14 protein-coding genes are annotated in these 16,350 nt (G+C 73.1%); 8 read left to right on the top strand and 6 right to left on the bottom strand.

Going from position 1 to position 16,350, the window contains the following annotated elements:
* Positions 1–879 precede the first annotated feature (879 nt).
* The 6 genes from AB0399_RS06250 to AB0399_RS06225 all read left to right on the top strand — a co-directional run bounded on the left by AB0399_RS06250 (position 880) and on the right by AB0399_RS06225 (position 7,680).
* On the top strand, positions 880–2,685 hold the full coding sequence (locus AB0399_RS06250) for an ABC transporter substrate-binding protein (RefSeq protein ID WP_366410417.1): 1,806 nt from the start codon (positions 880–882) through the stop codon (positions 2,683–2,685).
* The gene (locus tag AB0399_RS06245) at positions 2,678–3,739 is read left to right on the top strand and encodes an ABC transporter permease (protein ID WP_329363390.1); all 1,062 of its coding nucleotides are present in this window, start codon (positions 2,678–2,680) and stop codon (positions 3,737–3,739) included. The genes AB0399_RS06250 and AB0399_RS06245 overlap by 8 nt, the downstream gene beginning before the upstream one ends.
* Positions 3,736–4,647 carry an ABC transporter permease gene (locus tag AB0399_RS06240; protein WP_329363388.1) on the top strand — a complete coding sequence of 304 codons (912 nt, stop codon included), beginning with the start codon at positions 3,736–3,738 and terminating at the stop codon, positions 4,645–4,647. Before AB0399_RS06245 ends, AB0399_RS06240 begins: the two co-directional genes overlap by 4 nt.
* Positions 4,644–5,669 carry an ABC transporter ATP-binding protein gene (locus AB0399_RS06235; protein ID WP_366410416.1) on the top strand — a complete coding sequence of 342 codons (1,026 nt, stop codon included), beginning with the start codon at positions 4,644–4,646 and terminating at the stop codon, positions 5,667–5,669. Before AB0399_RS06240 ends, AB0399_RS06235 begins: the two co-directional genes overlap by 4 nt.
* Positions 5,670–5,764: 95 nt before the next feature.
* Positions 5,765–6,739: an ABC transporter ATP-binding protein gene (locus AB0399_RS06230; RefSeq protein WP_366410472.1), complete on the top strand. Its 975-nt coding sequence runs from the start codon at positions 5,765–5,767 to the stop codon at positions 6,737–6,739.
* Positions 6,736–7,680, top strand: a complete 945-nt coding sequence (locus AB0399_RS06225) for an LD-carboxypeptidase (protein WP_366410415.1) — start codon at positions 6,736–6,738, stop codon at positions 7,678–7,680. Before AB0399_RS06230 ends, AB0399_RS06225 begins: the two co-directional genes overlap by 4 nt.
* A 168-nt stretch (positions 7,681–7,848) precedes the next feature.
* Here AB0399_RS06225 and lysA read toward each other — a convergent pair whose 3' ends face one another.
* Together lysA and AB0399_RS06215 are read right to left on the bottom strand one after the other, a co-directional pair.
* Positions 7,849–9,120 (bottom strand): diaminopimelate decarboxylase, encoded by a 1,272-nt coding sequence (lysA, locus tag AB0399_RS06220; protein WP_366410414.1) that lies wholly within the window; start codon positions 9,118–9,120, stop codon positions 7,849–7,851.
* Positions 9,121–9,358: 238 nt separating this feature from the next.
* On the bottom strand, positions 9,359–9,688 hold the full coding sequence (locus tag AB0399_RS06215) for a hypothetical protein (protein ID WP_366410413.1): 330 nt from the start codon (positions 9,686–9,688) through the stop codon (positions 9,359–9,361).
* On the opposite strand from AB0399_RS06215, the gene AB0399_RS06210 reads away from it, so the two are divergent.
* The gene (locus AB0399_RS06210; protein WP_329363379.1) at positions 9,687–10,088 is read left to right on the top strand and encodes a DUF4232 domain-containing protein; all 402 of its coding nucleotides are present in this window, start codon (positions 9,687–9,689) and stop codon (positions 10,086–10,088) included. The genes AB0399_RS06215 and AB0399_RS06210 overlap by 2 nt on opposite strands.
* Before the next feature lie 167 nt (positions 10,089–10,255).
* Here the strand turns inward: AB0399_RS06210 and AB0399_RS06205 are convergent, their stop codons facing one another.
* The 4 genes from AB0399_RS06205 to AB0399_RS06190 all read right to left on the bottom strand — a co-directional run bounded on the left by AB0399_RS06205 (position 10,256) and on the right by AB0399_RS06190 (position 14,349).
* On the bottom strand, positions 10,256–10,462 hold the full coding sequence (locus AB0399_RS06205; protein WP_329363378.1) for a hypothetical protein: 207 nt from the start codon (positions 10,460–10,462) through the stop codon (positions 10,256–10,258).
* Positions 10,459–11,250, bottom strand: coding sequence for a hypothetical protein (locus AB0399_RS06200; RefSeq protein ID WP_366410412.1), 792 nt, complete (start codon positions 11,248–11,250; stop codon positions 10,459–10,461). Before AB0399_RS06200 ends, AB0399_RS06205 begins: the two co-directional genes overlap by 4 nt.
* Positions 11,251–11,397: 147 nt before the next feature.
* Positions 11,398–13,626, bottom strand: coding sequence for an FAD-binding protein (locus tag AB0399_RS06195; RefSeq protein ID WP_366410411.1), 2,229 nt, complete (start codon positions 13,624–13,626; stop codon positions 11,398–11,400).
* Positions 13,627–13,629: 3 nt separating this feature from the next.
* Positions 13,630–14,349 carry a VIT1/CCC1 transporter family protein gene (locus AB0399_RS06190; protein ID WP_328471179.1) on the bottom strand — a complete coding sequence of 240 codons (720 nt, stop codon included), beginning with the start codon at positions 14,347–14,349 and terminating at the stop codon, positions 13,630–13,632.
* A 259-nt stretch (positions 14,350–14,608) separates the two neighbouring features.
* Here AB0399_RS06190 and AB0399_RS06185 point away from each other — a divergent pair, with 259 nt between their 5' ends.
* Positions 14,609–16,291, top strand: coding sequence for a M14 family metallopeptidase (locus AB0399_RS06185; protein ID WP_329363372.1), 1,683 nt, complete (start codon positions 14,609–14,611; stop codon positions 16,289–16,291).
* Positions 16,292–16,350 lie beyond the last annotated feature (59 nt).

The raw sequence follows: 16,350 nt of genomic DNA, 5'->3' as shown, positions 1-16,350 counted from the left end.
GTACCGCCGAGGCGCGGGGCGGCCGTACCGGTGTCGGAACGTATCCGGCGGCTGCGTACGGCAGTTGAAGGCAGGGACATGGGCTTCCTCGCTGGTGTGCTGGGGGCGGACACGGACGGACCCAGCGTGCGGTCCGCGGACGGCGCCGGCATCGAAGCGTTGAAGATCTGGCCGCTCACGGACCACTTCGTGTTCGGCGGACGGTACGGCGCGGTCATGACGTCGGCCTACGGGCATCGAAGTCTTCGATGCTCAGAGACGCAAGCGCGCACGGGTCCTTGCCGATCTGCGAGGGCTTGCCAGTCTTCAACCACTTGACCTCCAGGCGAACGTGAGGTGCTGCCCATGCCAGCGGATGCCGCTTCGGCGCCACCCGTCCTTTCGACGGCCGACACCGGGGTGCGTGCCGCAGACGCCACGACCCGGCGCTCCCGGCCGACCAGGTCCGGCACCGGAAGCACCGGAAGCACCGGAAACACCGGCGGCACGGGCAGCACGGGCGGTGCCGGTGACCCCGGAATCCCCGGCGACCCCGGGCACGGAAGGCGGCGCGGCGGGCGCTCCCGCAGCGCGTGACGCCCGTCCGCCCGCCCCGCCCGACCAGGCGGTCAAGGCCGAGGCCCGCATCCCTCGGCAGTTCGGGTCCGATGTCGTGTCGGCCGCACCCGCGTCGACCTCGACCCCCGGCATTACGTGTTCGGCGCCGCCGGCGACCGCGTACGCACCGACGAAACCCGGCTTCAGCGCGGGCGTGCCGGTCAGTCACCCTCTGACCGGTCCCGAGCACTCGCCTGAGGCGGCACCGTCCCCTGCCCTCCCCAGCAACGGAGACCCGAGATGGTTTTGCGCACACCCCGCAGACTGCGTGCGGCCCTGGCCGTGACCGCAGTCAGCGGCATCCTCCTGGCCGGCCCGGCCGGCCTGACGACCTCCGCGGGTGCCGCGTCCCCGAGCACCAAGTCCGGGACGACGCTGAGCGTCGCCATGGACAGCTCGGGGGTGGACACCCTCAATCCGTTCCTGGCCTACTTCAACGGCTCGCTCGACCTCTTCGGCGCCATCTACCCGTCGCTCACCACCATCGACCAGAGCGGCAAGCCGAGCCCCTACCTCGCCACGTCCTGGAACGTCTCGCCGGACCACCTGACCTGGACCTTCAAGATCCGCGACGGCCTGAAGTGGAGCGACGGGCAGCCGCTCACCGCCGAGGACGCGGCCTGGACGTTCCACCTGATCATGACCGACGAGATCGCCGGCACCGCCAACGGCACGCTGGTGTCCGGCTTCCAGTCGGTGACCGCGCCCGACCCCACCACGCTGGTGATCAAGACCAAGCAGCCCCAGTCCAACCTGAACTACGTCAGCATCCCGGTCGAGGGCATCCCGATCGTGCCGGAGCACATCTGGAAGTCGCACGTCGCCGATCTCAAGGACTACAAGAACGACTCCTACCCGGTGGTCGGCTACGGCCCCTGGACGCTCACCGGTTACAAGACCGGCCAGTACGCCACGCTCGACGCGAACAAGTCCTTCGTGCTGGGCGCGCCGAAGTACGACCACCTGATAGAGCAGCTCTACAAGACCAGTGACAGTGCCGTCGCGGCGCTGAGGTCGGGCCAGCTCGACTACATCCCCGGCGGCGTCATCAACTCCACCGAGTTCAAGTCGCTGACGCACGTCAGCGGCGTCGACACCGCGCAGACGGTCGGCAACGGCTGGACCGGGCTGGAGATCAACCCCGGCGCCAAGTCCCGCAGCGGCAAGCCGATCGGCACCGGGAACCCGGCGCTGAGCGACCCGCAGCTGCGCCGCGCGATCGCCCTGAGCATCGACAAGCAGACGCTGGTCAAGAAGGTCGTCGACGGCTACGGCACCGTCGGGGAGGGCTACCTGCCGCCGGCCTGGTCCCAGTGGGTGTGGAAGCCGTCGGCCGGCGAGCGGCAGGGCTACGACCCGGCCCAGGCCAACCAGCTGCTGGACAAGGCCGGCTACAAGCGCGGCTCCGACGGCATCCGGATCGATCCGAAGACCGGCAAGCCGCTGGACCTGCGGCTGGGCATCCACTCCGACGACGCCACCGACGCGTCGATCGCCCCCTACCTGGCCGGCTGGCTCAAGGCGATCGGTATCAAGGTGAAGCTGGAGCCGATGAGCATGTCCGCGCTCAACAGCGACCTGGGCAAGGGCGACTGGGACATGCTGATGGACGCGTGGACCACCGGCCCCGACCCGACCTACCTCCTCGGCATCCAGAGCTGCGCCACGCTTCCCAACGACCAGGGCAACGGCGGCAACACCGACTCGTTCTTCTGCGATCCCGCCTACGACAAGCTGCAGGCACGCCAGCAGAGCCTGTTCGATCCGGCGCAGCGGGTGAAGGTCGTCGGGCAGATGCAGCAGATCCTCTACGACGCCGACGTGGACGTGATGCTCTACAACCAGACGCAGAAGACGGCCTCCTCCTCGAAGGTCACCGGTGAGAGGGTCGGCAAGCCGGACGCCCAGGGCTTCTACCCCGCGCAGAACTCCTTCTGGACGTACCTGAAGGCGACACCGGTGGAGCACGGCGGCTCCTCGTCGTCGGGCGGTCTGGGCATCGGGCTCGGCATCGCCGCCGCCGTGATCGTGGTCGGCGCGGGTGCCGTCGTCCTCCGGCGCCGGGCGGGGGCCGACGACCGTGAGTAGCCCCGACGCCGTGGCCGAACCGGCCCTCGAAGCCGCGCTGTCCGCCCCGAAGCCGCGGCGCTCGCTGCGGACGGCGTGGGGCGGCTACCTCGTCGGCAAGCTCGCGGCCGCGGTGGTCAGTTTCGCGGTCACCCTGGTCATCGGCTTCGTGCTGTTCAACGTGATGCCGTCCGACCCGGTGCGCACCATGACCCGCGGCCGCCCGGTCAGCCAGGCCCAACTCGCCCAGCTGCGGGTCCAGCTGGGCCTGGACAAGCCGATGTGGCAGCGGTTCCTGGACTTCGTCAACGACACGCTGCACGGGCGGCTCGGCTACTCCTGGGAGTACCGGCAGTCGGTGGCGTCGCTGGCGATGAACCGCCTGGGCCCGACCCTGCTGCTGATGGGCACGTCGTTCGTCATCTCGGTGCTGCTCGGGCTGTGGCTCGGCCAGCGCAGCGGCTGGCGGTCCGGCAGCCGGTTCGACCGGATCACCTCCTCCACCGCGCTCACCCTGTGGTCGGTGCCGACCTTCTGGCTGGGCATGATCCTGCTGATGGTGTGCAGCGTCGGGATCGGCCCGATCCACGGCTTCCTGCCGGTCGGCGGCATGAGCGACCCGACCCTCCCGCAGACCGGGATGACGCACTACGTGGACGTCGCCAAGCACCTGGTGCTGCCGGCGCTGACCATGATCCTGGTCGTCTACGCCCAGTACGTGACGATCATGCGGTCCTCGATCATCGAGGAGAAGGGCAGCCCCTACCTGCTGACCGCCCGCGCCAAGGGCCTCACCGACGACGCCGTACGCCGCCGGCACGCGCTGCCCAACGCCCTGCTGCCTTCGGTGACCATGATCTTCATGCACCTCGGCACGCTGATCAGCGGCGCGGTCACGGTCGAGGCGGTCTTCTCCTGGCCCGGCCTCGGCGACCTCACCTACGAGGCGCTCAAGATTCCCGACCTGCCGCTGCTCCAGGGCACCTTCATCGTCTTCAGTGCGAGTGTGATCATCATGAATCTGCTGGCGGACCTCGCCTACCGGTTCCTCGACCCGCGGGTGCGCGCCCAGTGACGGCCGCGCAGATCGTCACCGCGCAGGACGTGGCCTCGGCCGTCCCGGTCAGGTTCGCCGGAGCACGCCGCTTCGGCAAAGCCTTCATCCGCCGCCCCGCCGGAGTGGCCGGGCTCGCGGTCCTGCTGCTGTTCTGCCTGCTGGCGCTGTTCGCACCGCTGTTCATCGGCCCCGACCAGATGGACGTCACCAAGGTCGACGGGCCGCTGCTCGCCGCGCCCAGCGCGCACTACCCGCTCGGCACCGACCTGGCCGGCCGCAACGTGCTGCTGCTGCTGATCTGGGGCTCGCGGGAGTCGCTGCGGATCGGCATCATCGCCACCGCGCTGACCGTCGTCATCGGCGCCGGGGTGGGCATCGTCGCCGGCCACTACGGTGGCGTGGTCGGCCGGGCGCTGATGCACGTCACCGACTGGTTCATCGCGCTGCCCAGCCTGCCGCTGGCGATCTCGCTGGCGGCCGTGCTGGGCCAGGGCGAGACGTCGATCACCATCGCCATCGCGGCCACCTCCTGGACCGCCACCGCGCGCCTGGTGCGGGCGCAGACCCTCGCCGTCGAGGCCCGGCCGTTCGTCGAACGGGCCCGCGCGCTGGGGGCCGGCGACCGCCAGATCATGGTGCGCCAGGTGCTGCCGAACGTGATGCCGCTGATCCTGGTCTCCAGCACCCTGACGGTCGCCGGATCACTGCTCTCCGAGGCCACGCTCACCTTCCTCGGCCTCGGCAACCCGGCCAGCGTCACCTGGGGCGAGATGCTCAACGACGCCTTCTTCAACGGCGCGTTCACCGCCGACGCGTGGTGGTACCTGCTGCCCCCGGGCCTGGCGATCCTCGTGGTGGTGCTGGGCTTCACGCTCACCGGCCGCGCCGTGGAACACGTGCTCGACCCGCGGATGGAGAACAAGTGACCGCCCAGACCGCGGCGGCGGCCGGTGCCGCCGCCACCGCCGACCCGCCCCTGCTGGAGGTCCGCGACCTCCAGGTCGCCTACCGCCAGGGGAACCGTTTCGTCCCCGCCGTGCGGGGCGTCGACTTCACCCTCTCCGCCGGTGACACGCTCGGTGTCGCCGGGGAGTCCGGCTGCGGCAAGTCCACGATGGCGCTGAGCCTGCTGCGCCTCCAGGACCGTTCCGCGAAGGTCAGCGGGGAGGTGCTGTTCCGGGGCGAGAACCTGCTGACCACCAGCTGGGCCCGGCTGCGGGCGGTGCGCTGGGCCGGTGCGTCGGTGGTGTTCCAGGGCGCGATGAGCGCGCTGAACCCGGTGCGCACCGTGCTGGACCAGATCGTCGAACCGATGGTGCTGCACGACAGGACCCGGGTGAAGGACGCCGAGCGCCGCGCCGCCGAACTGCTCGACAGCGTCGGCATTCCGTCCCGGCGCGTCCGCAGCTATCCGCACGAGTTCTCCGGCGGCCAGCGGCAGCGCGTGATGGTCGCCATGGCCCTGGCGTGCCGCCCGGACCTGATCATCGCCGACGAGCCGACCACCGCGCTGGACGTCATGGTCCAGGCGCAGATCCTGGAGTTGCTGGCCGAGCGGGTCCGCGAGTCGCGGATCTCCGTCATCATGATCACGCACGACCTGTCGCTGCTGGCGCACACCTGCGACCGGCTGGCGGTCATGTACGCGGGCCGGATCGTCGAGCTGGGCCCGTCCAAGCAGGTGCTCCAGCAGCCCGAACACCCCTACACCCGGGCGCTGTCACGGGCCTTCCCGACCATCGGGGACCCGGCCTCACGGCGCGCGCCGGTCGGCCTCGCGGGCGACCCGCCCCGGCCCTCGGAGGCCGGCACGGGCTGTGCCTTCGCCGCGCGCTGCCCCGAGGCGCTGCCGTCCTGCCGCACCGAGGAGATGCTGCTGTGGCCGGCCGGGCCCGGCCGTTCCGCCGCGTGCGTACGCGTCCGGCCCGACCACGGAGGTGCGCGGTGACCCGTGACCCCAGCCCCAGCACCAGCCCCAGCACCAGCCCGGGACCCGGCCACGGCCCGGGACCCGGCTCCAGCCCCGGCCGGTCCACGCCCGCGCTGGAGGTCCGCGACCTCTCGGTGGTCTACCCGGCCGCCCGAGGCCGCGCCCCGGCCCGCGCGGTGGACGGCGTCAACCTGCGGATCGGCAAGGGCGAGATCGTCGCGCTCATCGGCGAGTCCGGGTGCGGCAAGTCCACCCTGGCCCGCTCGCTGGTCGGCCTGGTGAAGCCGACCGCCGGCGAGGTGCGCTACGACGGCACGCCGCTGGACTACACCGCCAAGGGCCTCAAGGCGTACCGCCGCCACACCCAACTGGTCCTCCAGGACCCGGGCGGCGCCCTCAACCCGAAGCAGAACGTCTACGACGCCGTGGCCATGGGCCCGCGGCTGCACGGGCTCACCGACGGGCTGCCGCTCACCGTGCACGACGCGATGGTCCGGGCCGGATTGCGCCCGCCGGAGGACTTCTTCGGCCGCTACCCGCACGAACTGTCCGGCGGGCAGCAGCAGCGCGTCGTCATCGCCGGCGTGCTGGCGCTGAACCCGTCGGTCATCGTCGCGGACGAGCCGGTGGCGTCGCTGGACGCCTCGGTGCGCGGGGAGATCCTGGCGCTCATGCTGCGGCTGCGCGACGACCTCGGCCTGTCGGCCCTGGTGGTCAGCCATGACCTCGGCCTGGCCTGGAACATCGCCGACCGGGTGGCCGTGATGTACCTGGGCCGGGTGGTCGAGCAGGGCACCGTCGAGGAGGTCCTGCTGCGGCCGCAACACCCCTACACCAAGGCGCTGCTGTCGGTGGTGCCGACCGGTGCCGAGGACTGGCGCCCCACCCTGCTGACCGGTGAGCCGCCGGACCCGACCGCGATCCCGTCCGGCTGCCGCTTCCACCCGCGGTGCACCCGCTGGGCCGGCGCCTCGCCGTCCGACCGCGCCACGGCCGCCTGCGACCGCCGTGAACTGCCGGTGCTGGCGCCGGACACCTCCTGCGCCGCCTGCCATCTGCTCGGTTCGACATCCCTGGAGAAGATATGACTCTGCTTCGCCCGCCCGGGTTGAAGCCCGGCGACACCGTCGCCGTGATCTGCGCCAGCTCGCCCGTGGACAACCAGGACCACCTGGAGTCGGGGCTGGCGGCCATGCGGTCCGTGGGCCTGGTGCCGGAGGTCTTCGGGTCGGCCCGCGACGCCGGGAGCATGTACGACTACCTGGCGGGTGACGACGCGCTGCGGGCCGGCGACCTGACCCGCGCACTGACCGACCCCGAGTACGCCGCCGTGTTCCTCGCCTGCGGCGGCTACGGCTCGCAGCGCACGCTGGAGCTGGTGGACTGGAGCCGGATCGACCCGAACCGCCCGAAGGTCGTGGTCGGTTACTCGGACGTGACCGCGCTGCTGGAGGCGCTGGCCGTCAAACTGGGCTGGGTGTCGCTGTTCGGGCCGATGGTGGCCTGCGGCGGCTTCTGGGAGGGCCCGCAGGAGTACGACTTCACCGAGCTGATGAAGCTGCTCTACACGCCGGCCGAGGTGAAGGAGCTGACCTTCCCGGGGGCGCGGACGCTGGTGCCCGGCGTCGCCGAGGGGCTGACCCTGGGCGGGACGGCCACCTTGATCGCGGCCAGCCTCGGCACGGACACGTCGTATCCGGCCAGGGACGCGATCCTGTTCCTGGAGGACGTCGACGAACTGCCCTTCCGGATGGACCGGATCATCACCCAGATCCGCCGCGCCACCAGCTACCTCGACGGCGTGGCCGGGATCGTCCTCGGCACGTTCACCGAGTGCGGGGACCCCGAGCACATCGATCGGATGCTGGCCGAGCGCTTCGGCGACCTGGGCGTTCCGGTGCTGGCCGGGGTGAACATCGGCCACAACACGCAGATGCAGACCTACCCGGTCGGGGTGCGGGCCCGGTTGGACGCCGACGCCAGGACGCTGACCTTCCTCGACCAGCCGCTGACCGACCCGGGGGAGTGACGGCACGCCGAAGCGGCCGGTACGACGGGGCAGTCGATCCCGTCGGGCCGGCCGCTTCGCGCGGATGGCGGGCGCGCGTAACACGAACAGCGCGCCTCATACGAACAGTGCGCCTCACACGAACAGCGCGCGTCGCAGCGACAGTTCGCGTCCCGCGCGCAGCGCGCTTCACACGAACAGGCTGAGCAGGTCCTCCTGCGTCTCGCGGCGGACCAGGGTCCGGGCCGCACCGTCGCGCACGGCGACCACCGGCGGCCGGGGGACCTGGTTGTAGTTGCCGGCCGCCGACCGCTGGTAGGCGCCGGAGCAGGGGATCGCGACCAGGTCGCCCGGCCGGATGTCGCCCGGCAGCTCGACCGACTGCACCAGCACGTCCCCGCTCTCGCAGTGCTTGCCGACGATCGTGAACGTCCGCGGCGGGGCCTGACCGGCCCGGGAGGCGAGGACCGCCGTGTACGCGGCACCGTAGGTGGCCGGGCGGGGGTTGTCGCTCATGCCGCCGTCGACGCTGACGTAGTGTCCCTTCACCGTGCCGACCTCGTAGACCGCGACCGTCGTCGGCGCGGCGATCGACCGGCCGGGCTCGACGGCCAGCCGCACGTCGTCGGGCACCGCCACCCGGAGCGCGTCGGCGAGTTCGGCCGGTGTCGGGGCCGGCTCGCCGCCCGGGAGGTAGGGGACGCCGAGGCCGCCGCCGAGGTCCAGCCGGGCGATGCGGACCCCGTGCTCGGCCTCGACCTCCTTGAGGAAGCGCGCCATGCGCTCGGCCGCGGTGGTGAAGGAGCCGAGGTCGAAGATCTGCGAGCCGATGTGCGAGTGCAGGCCGACGAGTTCCAGGCCCGGCGTGGCCAGCACCCGGCGTACCGCCTCGGCCGCCTCGCCCGAGGCCATGGACAGCCCGAACTTGGTGTTCTCGCCGCCCGTCGCCAACGCCGCGTGGGTGTCCGCGTCCACCCCCGGCTTCACCCGGATCATGACCGGCTGCCGGGCGCCGCCGGCCCGCACCAGGTCCGCCAGGCGGTCCAGTTCGTGGAAGGAGTCCACGACGATGCACCCGATGCCCCACTCCACGGCGGCCCGGAGCTCGGCGACCGACTTGTTGTTGCCGTGGAAGACCACCCGCTCGGCAGGCATGCCCCCCAGCCGGGCCACGGCCAGCTCGCCGCCGGTGCACACGTCCAGCGACAGGCCCAGTTCCCGCAACCAGCCGACGAGGGCCGGGGCCAGGAACGCCTTGCCGCCGTAGTGGACGTCACCCGTGGGGAACGCGGCCGTCCATGCGGCGCACCGGGCCCGGAAGTCGTCCTCGTCGAGAACGTAGACCGGTGTGCCGAAGCGCGCGGCGAGTTCGCCGACCCCGATGCCGCCGACCCGCAGTTCGCCGTCCGTCCGACCGGCCGTACGCGGCCATACCTGATCCATCTCGTGGTAGCTGCCCATACGGCAGAAGCTAGGGACGGCAGCGCCGCCTGACGGGGCAGCGTCGAAGAACTGATTGCTCAGCATGCCGGCCGTGGGTGGAGGGCCCATGGGGGATGTGGCCGGCGCGTGGCGTCTGTCGCGATCATGATCCCTCCATGTCACGGGGTTGTCGCGGTCATGTCCGCGCGCAACCAGCCCGGGTGCGGCGGAACTCCATGAACGCAGAAGGGTCCGCACCATGTGGGCCGGCATCGATCTACGGAGTGGCAATGCGCAGCAGCAAGAGGCTCTCGGTCATCGCTCTGGTCGCCGTGGCCGCCGGACTGTCCCTGACGGCTTGCGGCCCCGACGACTCCAGCGCCTCCGGACCGACGTCGTCCGACACCGCCGGGGCGACCTCGTCCAGCGACGCCGGCCAGACGTTGGCGCCCAGCTCCGCGCCCGGCCAGGACACCTCCTCCAGCGGTGGTTCCTCCAGCGGTTCGTCCAGCGGTTCCAACGGCGGTTCCACCGGCGGCAGCAGCACGAGCGGCGGCTCCGGCTCCTCGAACTCCGGGTCGGGGTCGGGGTCCGGCAGCATGTGCATGACCTCGAACCTCGCCATCTCCGCCGAGCACGGCATCTCGGGGGAGGGCATGGAGCTGGTCCACCTCAAGAACACCGGTTCCAGCTCCTGCACGATGCACGGCTTCGCGGGTGTCGACCTGAAGAACGGCTCGGACTCCGTCAGCGTCCCGCGCCACAGCGGGGGCGACGTGCCCACCGTCAAGCTGGCCCCCGGCGAGGGGACCGACTTCGTCCTGTACTACCCCTTCAACAACAGCGGCGGCAGCGGCTACACGTTCACCACGATGGTCATCACGCCGCCCAACGAGACCCACTCCAAGACCGTCAGCGCGTCCATCAACGTCCCCGTCCAGAACCCCGACGACCAGGGCTCCGACTCCGGCAAGCTGTACCTGCTCGCGGTCGGCGGCGGCGAGTAGCCGCCCCTCGCGGGTCGCCCGCAGACGGGACGGCCGCAGACGGTACGGCCGCACGCGGGACGGCCCGCACCTCGAACGTGCGGCCTCAGGTGCCGGGTGCCGGGTGCCGGATGCCGGGGGCCGGGGGCCGGGGCAGGGACGCGCATCCCTGCCCCGGCCCCCTCGCGTCAGCGGGCCGCCGCCACCGCGCGGCGCAGCGACAGGCCGAGCAGGACCACGACCGCGACGGGCGGCAGCCACCAGGCGTTCACACCGGCGCCGTGCACCAGGCCGGCGGTCGCGCCCAGCGCCACCACCACCCCGACCGCGACCCGCCAGTCGTCGCCGACGACGAAGTCGTACCAGAACAGCGCGAACGAACGAATCCACTTCACTGCGTGCTTCCCTTCGCCGCCGGAGCCGGCGGAACGGTGGTGGCCGCGGCAGGGGGTACCGCGGTGTCGGTGCGGCGCAGCAGCGCGGCGGTGCCGAGGCCGAGCAGCGCGATGACCGGCACGAGGACCAGCAGGGCCGCGTCGGCGCCGGGCCAGTCGACCCCGGCGCCCTCGGCGGACCAGAAGACGCCGAAGGCGGTGAGCATGATGCCGACGGCGAACTTCATCGAGTTCTCCGGCACCCGGGCCAGCGGCGCGCGGACCGCGAGGCCGACACAGGTGACCGCGACCACCGCGGCCGCCGCGCCGAGCGCCGCCAGCGGCACGCTGCCCTGGTTGTTGCCGAAGGTCACGACGATGAAGGCGACTTCGAGCCCTTCGAGGAAGACCCCCTTGAAGGACAGGGTGAAGGCGTACCAGTCGGTGACGATGCCGCGTCCTCCGCCCGCCGCGGCGTCGGCCGCCGCGACCTCCTTGGCGTAGGCGCCGGCCTCGTCGTGCAGGGCCTTGTGGCCGGAGGCGCGCAGGATGGCCTTGCGGAGCCACTGGAGCCCGAAGACCAGCAGCAGGGCGCCCACCACCAGCCGCAGCGCCTCGAAGGGGATCATCCCGATCGCGGGGCCGAGCGCGGCGACCACGATCGCGAGGGTGACCAGCGCCGCCGCGCTGCCTTGCAGCGCCGAGCGCCAGTTCCGGCTGGTGCCGGCGGCCAGCACGATGGTCAGCGCCTCGACCGCTTCGACGGCACACGCCAGGAAGACGGTGAGGACGAGGACGAGGCCGCTCATGGACGACCACCGCCGCGTGGGTGGGCACGGGTGGTGAAGGGGCAGGGCATCACGGTTGGCTCCATGGTTCGGGCCCCGGTACGGGGCGGGTGGGACGGAACGAGCAGGTGGCATCGGGCCGGTGGCCGCTGCTGACGGCGACGGGCCTCAGACGGAGGTGGCCTCGGGCGCGGACGCGGCGGTCGGCGCCCGCCGGAAGGCGGCGGTCAGCGCGGGCAGGACGTCCCGCCAGTCGGCGACGATGCCGATGTCGCAGTGGGCGAACACCGCCGCGTCCGGATCGCTGTTGACCGCGAGGACGGTGTGCGCGCGCTCCACGCCGGCCAGGTGGTGCGGGCTGCCGGAGACGCCGAGCGCCACGTACAGCCGCGGGGCGATGTTCCGCCCGGTGACGCCCAGTTGGCGGCAGTGCGGCAGGGCGCCGGCGTCGGTCACCTTGCGGGTCGCGGCGAACTCCGCGCCGAGCAGGGCCCGCAGCGGCTCGACCTCCGCGTAGCGGTCCGGAGCGACGCCCGCGCCCAGGCCGATGACCGTGGCCGCACGCTCGACCGCGTCGAAGTCGTCCTCGGTGCGCCGGTCCGAGCGCCGCAGCAGCGGATCGGCCGGCACGTCCAGCGTCTCGACGGGGATCGGGGCGGCGATCCGGGCGGGGCTCGCTACGGGGTCGGCGTGCCCGGCGCGCACGGTCAGCGAGCCGGTCCGCAACGTGGCGATCTGCGGGACACCGTCGCTGCCGACCTCGGCGAGCGTGCCGTTGCCCGACGGTTTGCCGCCCACCAGGCGGAGCCGGCCGCGGGCGTCGGGGCGCACCGACGTGGTGGTCAGGTCGGAGAGCAGCCCGGCGTCCTGGTGCACCGCGAGGCGGGCCAGGACCTCGCGGTCCCAGGCGGAGGCGCCGCCCAGCACGGCCCAGGGCGCGCGGGAGCCGCGCAGCCGGCCGGCGAGCGCCGCCGCGGCGGGGCGGGGGTCGCCGCCGGTGAGCCGCAGTGCCGCGTCGGCGCCCCAGTCGCGGAGTTGTTCCGGGTCCGCGGCCGGCGTGACGGCCAGCACGTGGCCGCCGATCCGCCGCGCGATCCTCGCGGCCTCGCCGAGCAGGGCCCGCCCGCCCGTCTCGGGGCTGCCGGTCACCGCGAGGACGGCGGGCCCGGGGAGTCCGGCGGGATACGGGTCCGCCGCCCGGCGGGTGACGGCCGTACGGCCGGGTTCGCCGGCGGTCGCGGACGGCGCCGCGGGATCGGGCGCAGCGACGCCGGCAACCGCGACGTCGGATGCCGCAACACCCGCTGCCGCAACGCCCGTTGCCGCGAGGCCGGTTGCCGCGAGGACGGCGGGCCCGGGGAGTCCGGCGGGATACGGGTCCGCCGCCCGGCCGGTGACGGCCGTATGCCCGGGTTCGCCGGCGGTCGCGGACGGCGCCGCGGGATCGGGCGCAGCGACGCCGGCAACCGCGAGGCCGGTTGCCGCCGCCGGGCCGGGCCGGTCGGCAACGGGACTTCCCGGCCCGGGAGTTCCCGCGTACGTACCGGCCCCGACGGCCGAGGAGCGGCCGGAGCAGTCGGCCGCCGCCAACCGTGCGGTGATCAGCGCGACCGCCTGTGCGGCCTGTTCCGCCGGGCTGCCGGACACGAGCACCGGGCGGCGGGTCGCCGCGACGCGCTCCACCCGGTGCACCCGGGTGGGGCTCGCGGCCCCCGGCTGGGCGCCGGTCAACTGATCCAGCGTCAGGACGCGGATCTGCGGCGCGGCGAGCCAGGCGGCCGGCGGGGCCTTCGCCGGCCGGCAGGAGCGCTCCGCCACCGCGAGCACGGCGGGCAGCGCCAGTTCGGCGGTCTCGGTGACCGCGTCGAGCTGGAGTACCGCGCGCAGCCCGTCACCGCCGACCGCCTCGATCGACAGCGCCGGCCCGGCGAACGGCAGGCCGAGCAGCGCGGCGACCATCGGCCCGACCGCGCCGGTGCCGCCGTCCAGCGTGCTGTGCCCCGCCAGCACCAGGTCCACCGGGCCCAGGCTCCGTACGGCGGCGGCCAGGGCCTTCGCGGTGACCAGGGTGTCCGCGCCCGCCAGCGCCGGGTCGCACACGTGCAGGCCCTCGTCCGCGCCGCAGGCCAGCGCCTCGCGCAGGACGTCGGCGGCGGCGGGCGGCCCCATCGTGACGACCGTGGTGCGGCCCCCGCTGCCCCGGCCCAGTTGCACCGCGCGGGTCACCGCACGGCGGCACCAGGGGTTGAGCTCCACCGGGAAACCGTCCCTGCGCAGGCGCCCGCTGCCGTCCAGGTCGCCCGGGTGGTCGCCGAGCGGCACCTGCTTGACCAGCGCCACCGCGTGCAGCGGACGGTGGTACGCGGCCTCGCCCCACGGGCTGTCCGTCGTCGCCATCGGTCAGGACACCCCCGTGCCGACCAGCAGCCCGACCCCGAAGGTCACCGCCGCCGACAGCCCGCCGAGCACGAGTTGCCGGCTCGCGCCGAACCACCCGGAGCGCGCGGTGAGTTTCGCGGTCAGCGCGCCGGTGACGACCAGCCCCGCGGAACTGGCGAGCAGCGCGGGCACCAGGCCGGATGCGCCGAGCACGAACGGCAGCAGCGGGACCAGGGCGCCCAGCGCGAAGGCGGCGAACGAGGAGCCCGCCGCCGACCAGGGGGAGGGCAGGTCGTCCGGGTCGACGCCCAACTCCTCGCGTACGTGCACGCGCCAGGCGACGTCGGGCTCGGCGGTCAGCGCCCGGGCGACCTCCTCCGCCAGCTCCTGCCGTACGCCCTTCGCCTGGTAGGCCAGGGTCAGCTCGCGCAGTTCCCCGGCCGGGTTGGTGGCCAGTTCGTGCTGCTCGCGGGCGATCTCGGCCTGCGCCAGCTCGTTCTGGGACGACACCGAGACGAACTCGCCGGTGGCCATCGAGCAGGCGCCGGCGGTGAGGCCGGCCAGACCGGTGAGCAGGACGGTGTGGGTGCCGGCGCCGCCGCCGACGACGCCGGCGACCAGGGCGAAGTTCGACACCAGGCCGTCCACCACGCCGAAGGTCGCCGGTCGCAGCCAGCCGCCGGTCACATCGCGGTGCTGATGGTGGATCTCGGCCGTGCCGAGGTCCGCTGTCGCGGTCATGCGCGGGTCCAATCTCGGCCGGGGGAGTGCCCTACCCGGCCCGGCCGGCAAACAGGGAGAACGACCACGGTCGTTCGCGTTCTCGGGTCGTGCTCGGGTCATGGAGCACTGTGGCCGCCGGGCCGGTCCCCCGTGATTGGCGGCGGACGAGAACTCGGCCGGGAAACATTGGCCGCCCGCCCAAAGCACCGGGCGCGGGCCGCGCGCAGACTGGCCGCGCTTGCCAGGCTGCCGCCGTGCGATTGCGAGGACTCGCCCCATGATCCGCCCGCTGAAGTTCGACAGGTTCTACGTCCACGACGAGTTGACCGCGCTGCTGCGGGACTGGGCCGACGGCCGTCCCGACCTCGCGGCGCTGGAGAGCGTGGGCCGCTCGTGGGAGGGCCGCGACATCTGGCTGGTCACTCTCACCAACACCGCGACCGGCCCGGCCGCCGAGAAGCCGGCCCACTTCGTCGAGGCGGGCATCCACGGCACCGAGTGGTCGTCCTGCTTCGCGGCCCTGCACCTGGTGCACCGGCTGCTGACCGGCTACGGGACCGACGAGCGGGTGACCAGGCTGCTGGACACCCGCGCGGTCTACGTCGTCCCGCGGCTCAACCCGGACGGACACGAACACGCCATGGCCGAGGGCCGTTTCATCCGCTCCAGCGTGCGCCCGCACCCGAGCCCGGACGCCGATCCGGGCCTGCAACTGCGGGACGTCGACGGCGACGGCCGGGCGCTGTTCATGCGGGTGCGCGACGCCGACGGGCCGTGGAAGACCCACCCCGACGAGCCCCGGCTGCTGGTGCCGCGCGAACCCGACGAGGTCGGCGGCGACTACTTCCGGCTCTTCCAGGAGGGCGACGTCACCGGCTACCGCGGCGACGTCGTCGAGGTCGCGGAACCGGTCGAGGGCCTGGACCTGGGCCAGAACCTGCCGACCGACTGGGAGGCGGCGCCCGCGCTGCCGCGCAACGCCGGGCCGTTCCCCGGCTCCGAGCCCGAGACGCAGGCGGTGCTGCGCGCCGTCACCGACCGTCCGAACATCACCGGTTGGGTCACCTGCCACACCTTCGGCGGCCTGCACCTGTGCCCGCCGATGAACGCCGGCGTCCGGCTGCCCGGCCCCGACCAGCATGTCTACGACGTGTTCGGCGCCAAGGCGGCCGAGCTGACCGGGTACGACGTCATGTCCTTCCAGGACCTGAAGCACGACCCGGCCGCCGACTTCCGCGGCGGCCAACTGGGCTGGTACTACCACCAGTTGGGCATCTTCGCCTGGATCACGGAGTTCTGGAGCCCGCAGCGGGCGGCCGGCATCGAGTCGTACCACGCCTCGCGCTGGCTGATCGACCACCCGGTCGAGGACGACCTGCGGATGATCAAGTGGAGCGACGCCGAACTCGACGGCAAGGGCTTCGTCTCCTGGTACCCCTTCACGCACCCGCAGCTCGGACCGGTGGAGCTGGGCGGCTGGGACATGATCAACTACTGGTACAACCCGCCGATGGACCGGATCGAGGCCGAAGTCGCCCCGCACACCGAGTGGGTGATCTTCCAGGCGCTCGCCTCGCCGCGGATCGAGGTCCGCCGGCTGACCGCGACCCGGCTCGCGCCGGACGTGCACCGGGTCCGGCTGGTCGTCGGCAACACCGGCTGGCTGCCCACGTACGTCACCAGGACCGCGCTCGACCGCGGGGTGGCGGGGGAGCTGTCCGCGGAGATCACGCTGCCCGGCGGCGCGGAACCGGTCACCGGCGAGCGCGTCGAACGCCTCGGCCAGCTGGAGGGCAGGAGCGGCACCCTGTCGTCCACCACCTGGTGGGGCCATGACCCGGGCACCCCCGACCTGACCGCGGTGGAGTGGACGGTCCGGGCCCCCGCGGGGACCGTCGTCGCCGTCACCGCCCGGCACCCCCGAGCGGGCACCGCCCGCGCCGAGGTCCAACTCGGCTGACCGCCCGCCGAGTCGGGCGGGTGAACGGGCCAGGGGCTGCGGGACGCAAGTCCCCGCGG

The sequence above is a fragment of the Streptomyces sp. NPDC088194 genome, assembly GCF_040702025.1.
GTDB lineage: Bacteria > Actinomycetota > Actinomycetes > Streptomycetales > Streptomycetaceae > Actinacidiphila.
The sequence above is the reverse complement of the archived record's forward strand: the minus strand, read 5'-3'. Positions and strand labels throughout refer to the sequence as shown.

What these genes read in the sequence shown, in the direction of transcription:
- AB0399_RS06225 (WP_366410415.1), top strand. Translation starts at nt 6,736, where the DNA reads ATGACTCTGCTTCGCCCGCCCGGGTTGAAGCCCGGCGACACCGTCGCC.
- lysA (WP_366410414.1), bottom strand. Translation starts at nt 9,120, where the DNA reads ATGGGCAGCTACCACGAGATGGATCAGGTATGGCCGCGTACGGCCGGT.
- AB0399_RS06210 (WP_329363379.1), top strand. Translation starts at nt 9,687, where the DNA reads ATGACCTCGAACCTCGCCATCTCCGCCGAGCACGGCATCTCGGGGGAG.
- AB0399_RS06215 (WP_366410413.1), bottom strand. Translation starts at nt 9,688, where the DNA reads ATGCACATGCTGCCGGACCCCGACCCCGACCCGGAGTTCGAGGAGCCG.
- AB0399_RS06200 (WP_366410412.1), bottom strand. Translation starts at nt 11,250, where the DNA reads ATGAGCGGCCTCGTCCTCGTCCTCACCGTCTTCCTGGCGTGTGCCGTC.
- AB0399_RS06195 (WP_366410411.1), bottom strand. Translation starts at nt 13,626, where the DNA reads ATGGCGACGACGGACAGCCCGTGGGGCGAGGCCGCGTACCACCGTCCG.
- AB0399_RS06190 (WP_328471179.1), bottom strand. Translation starts at nt 14,349, where the DNA reads ATGACCGCGACAGCGGACCTCGGCACGGCCGAGATCCACCATCAGCAC.
- AB0399_RS06185 (WP_329363372.1), top strand. Translation starts at nt 14,609, where the DNA reads ATGATCCGCCCGCTGAAGTTCGACAGGTTCTACGTCCACGACGAGTTG.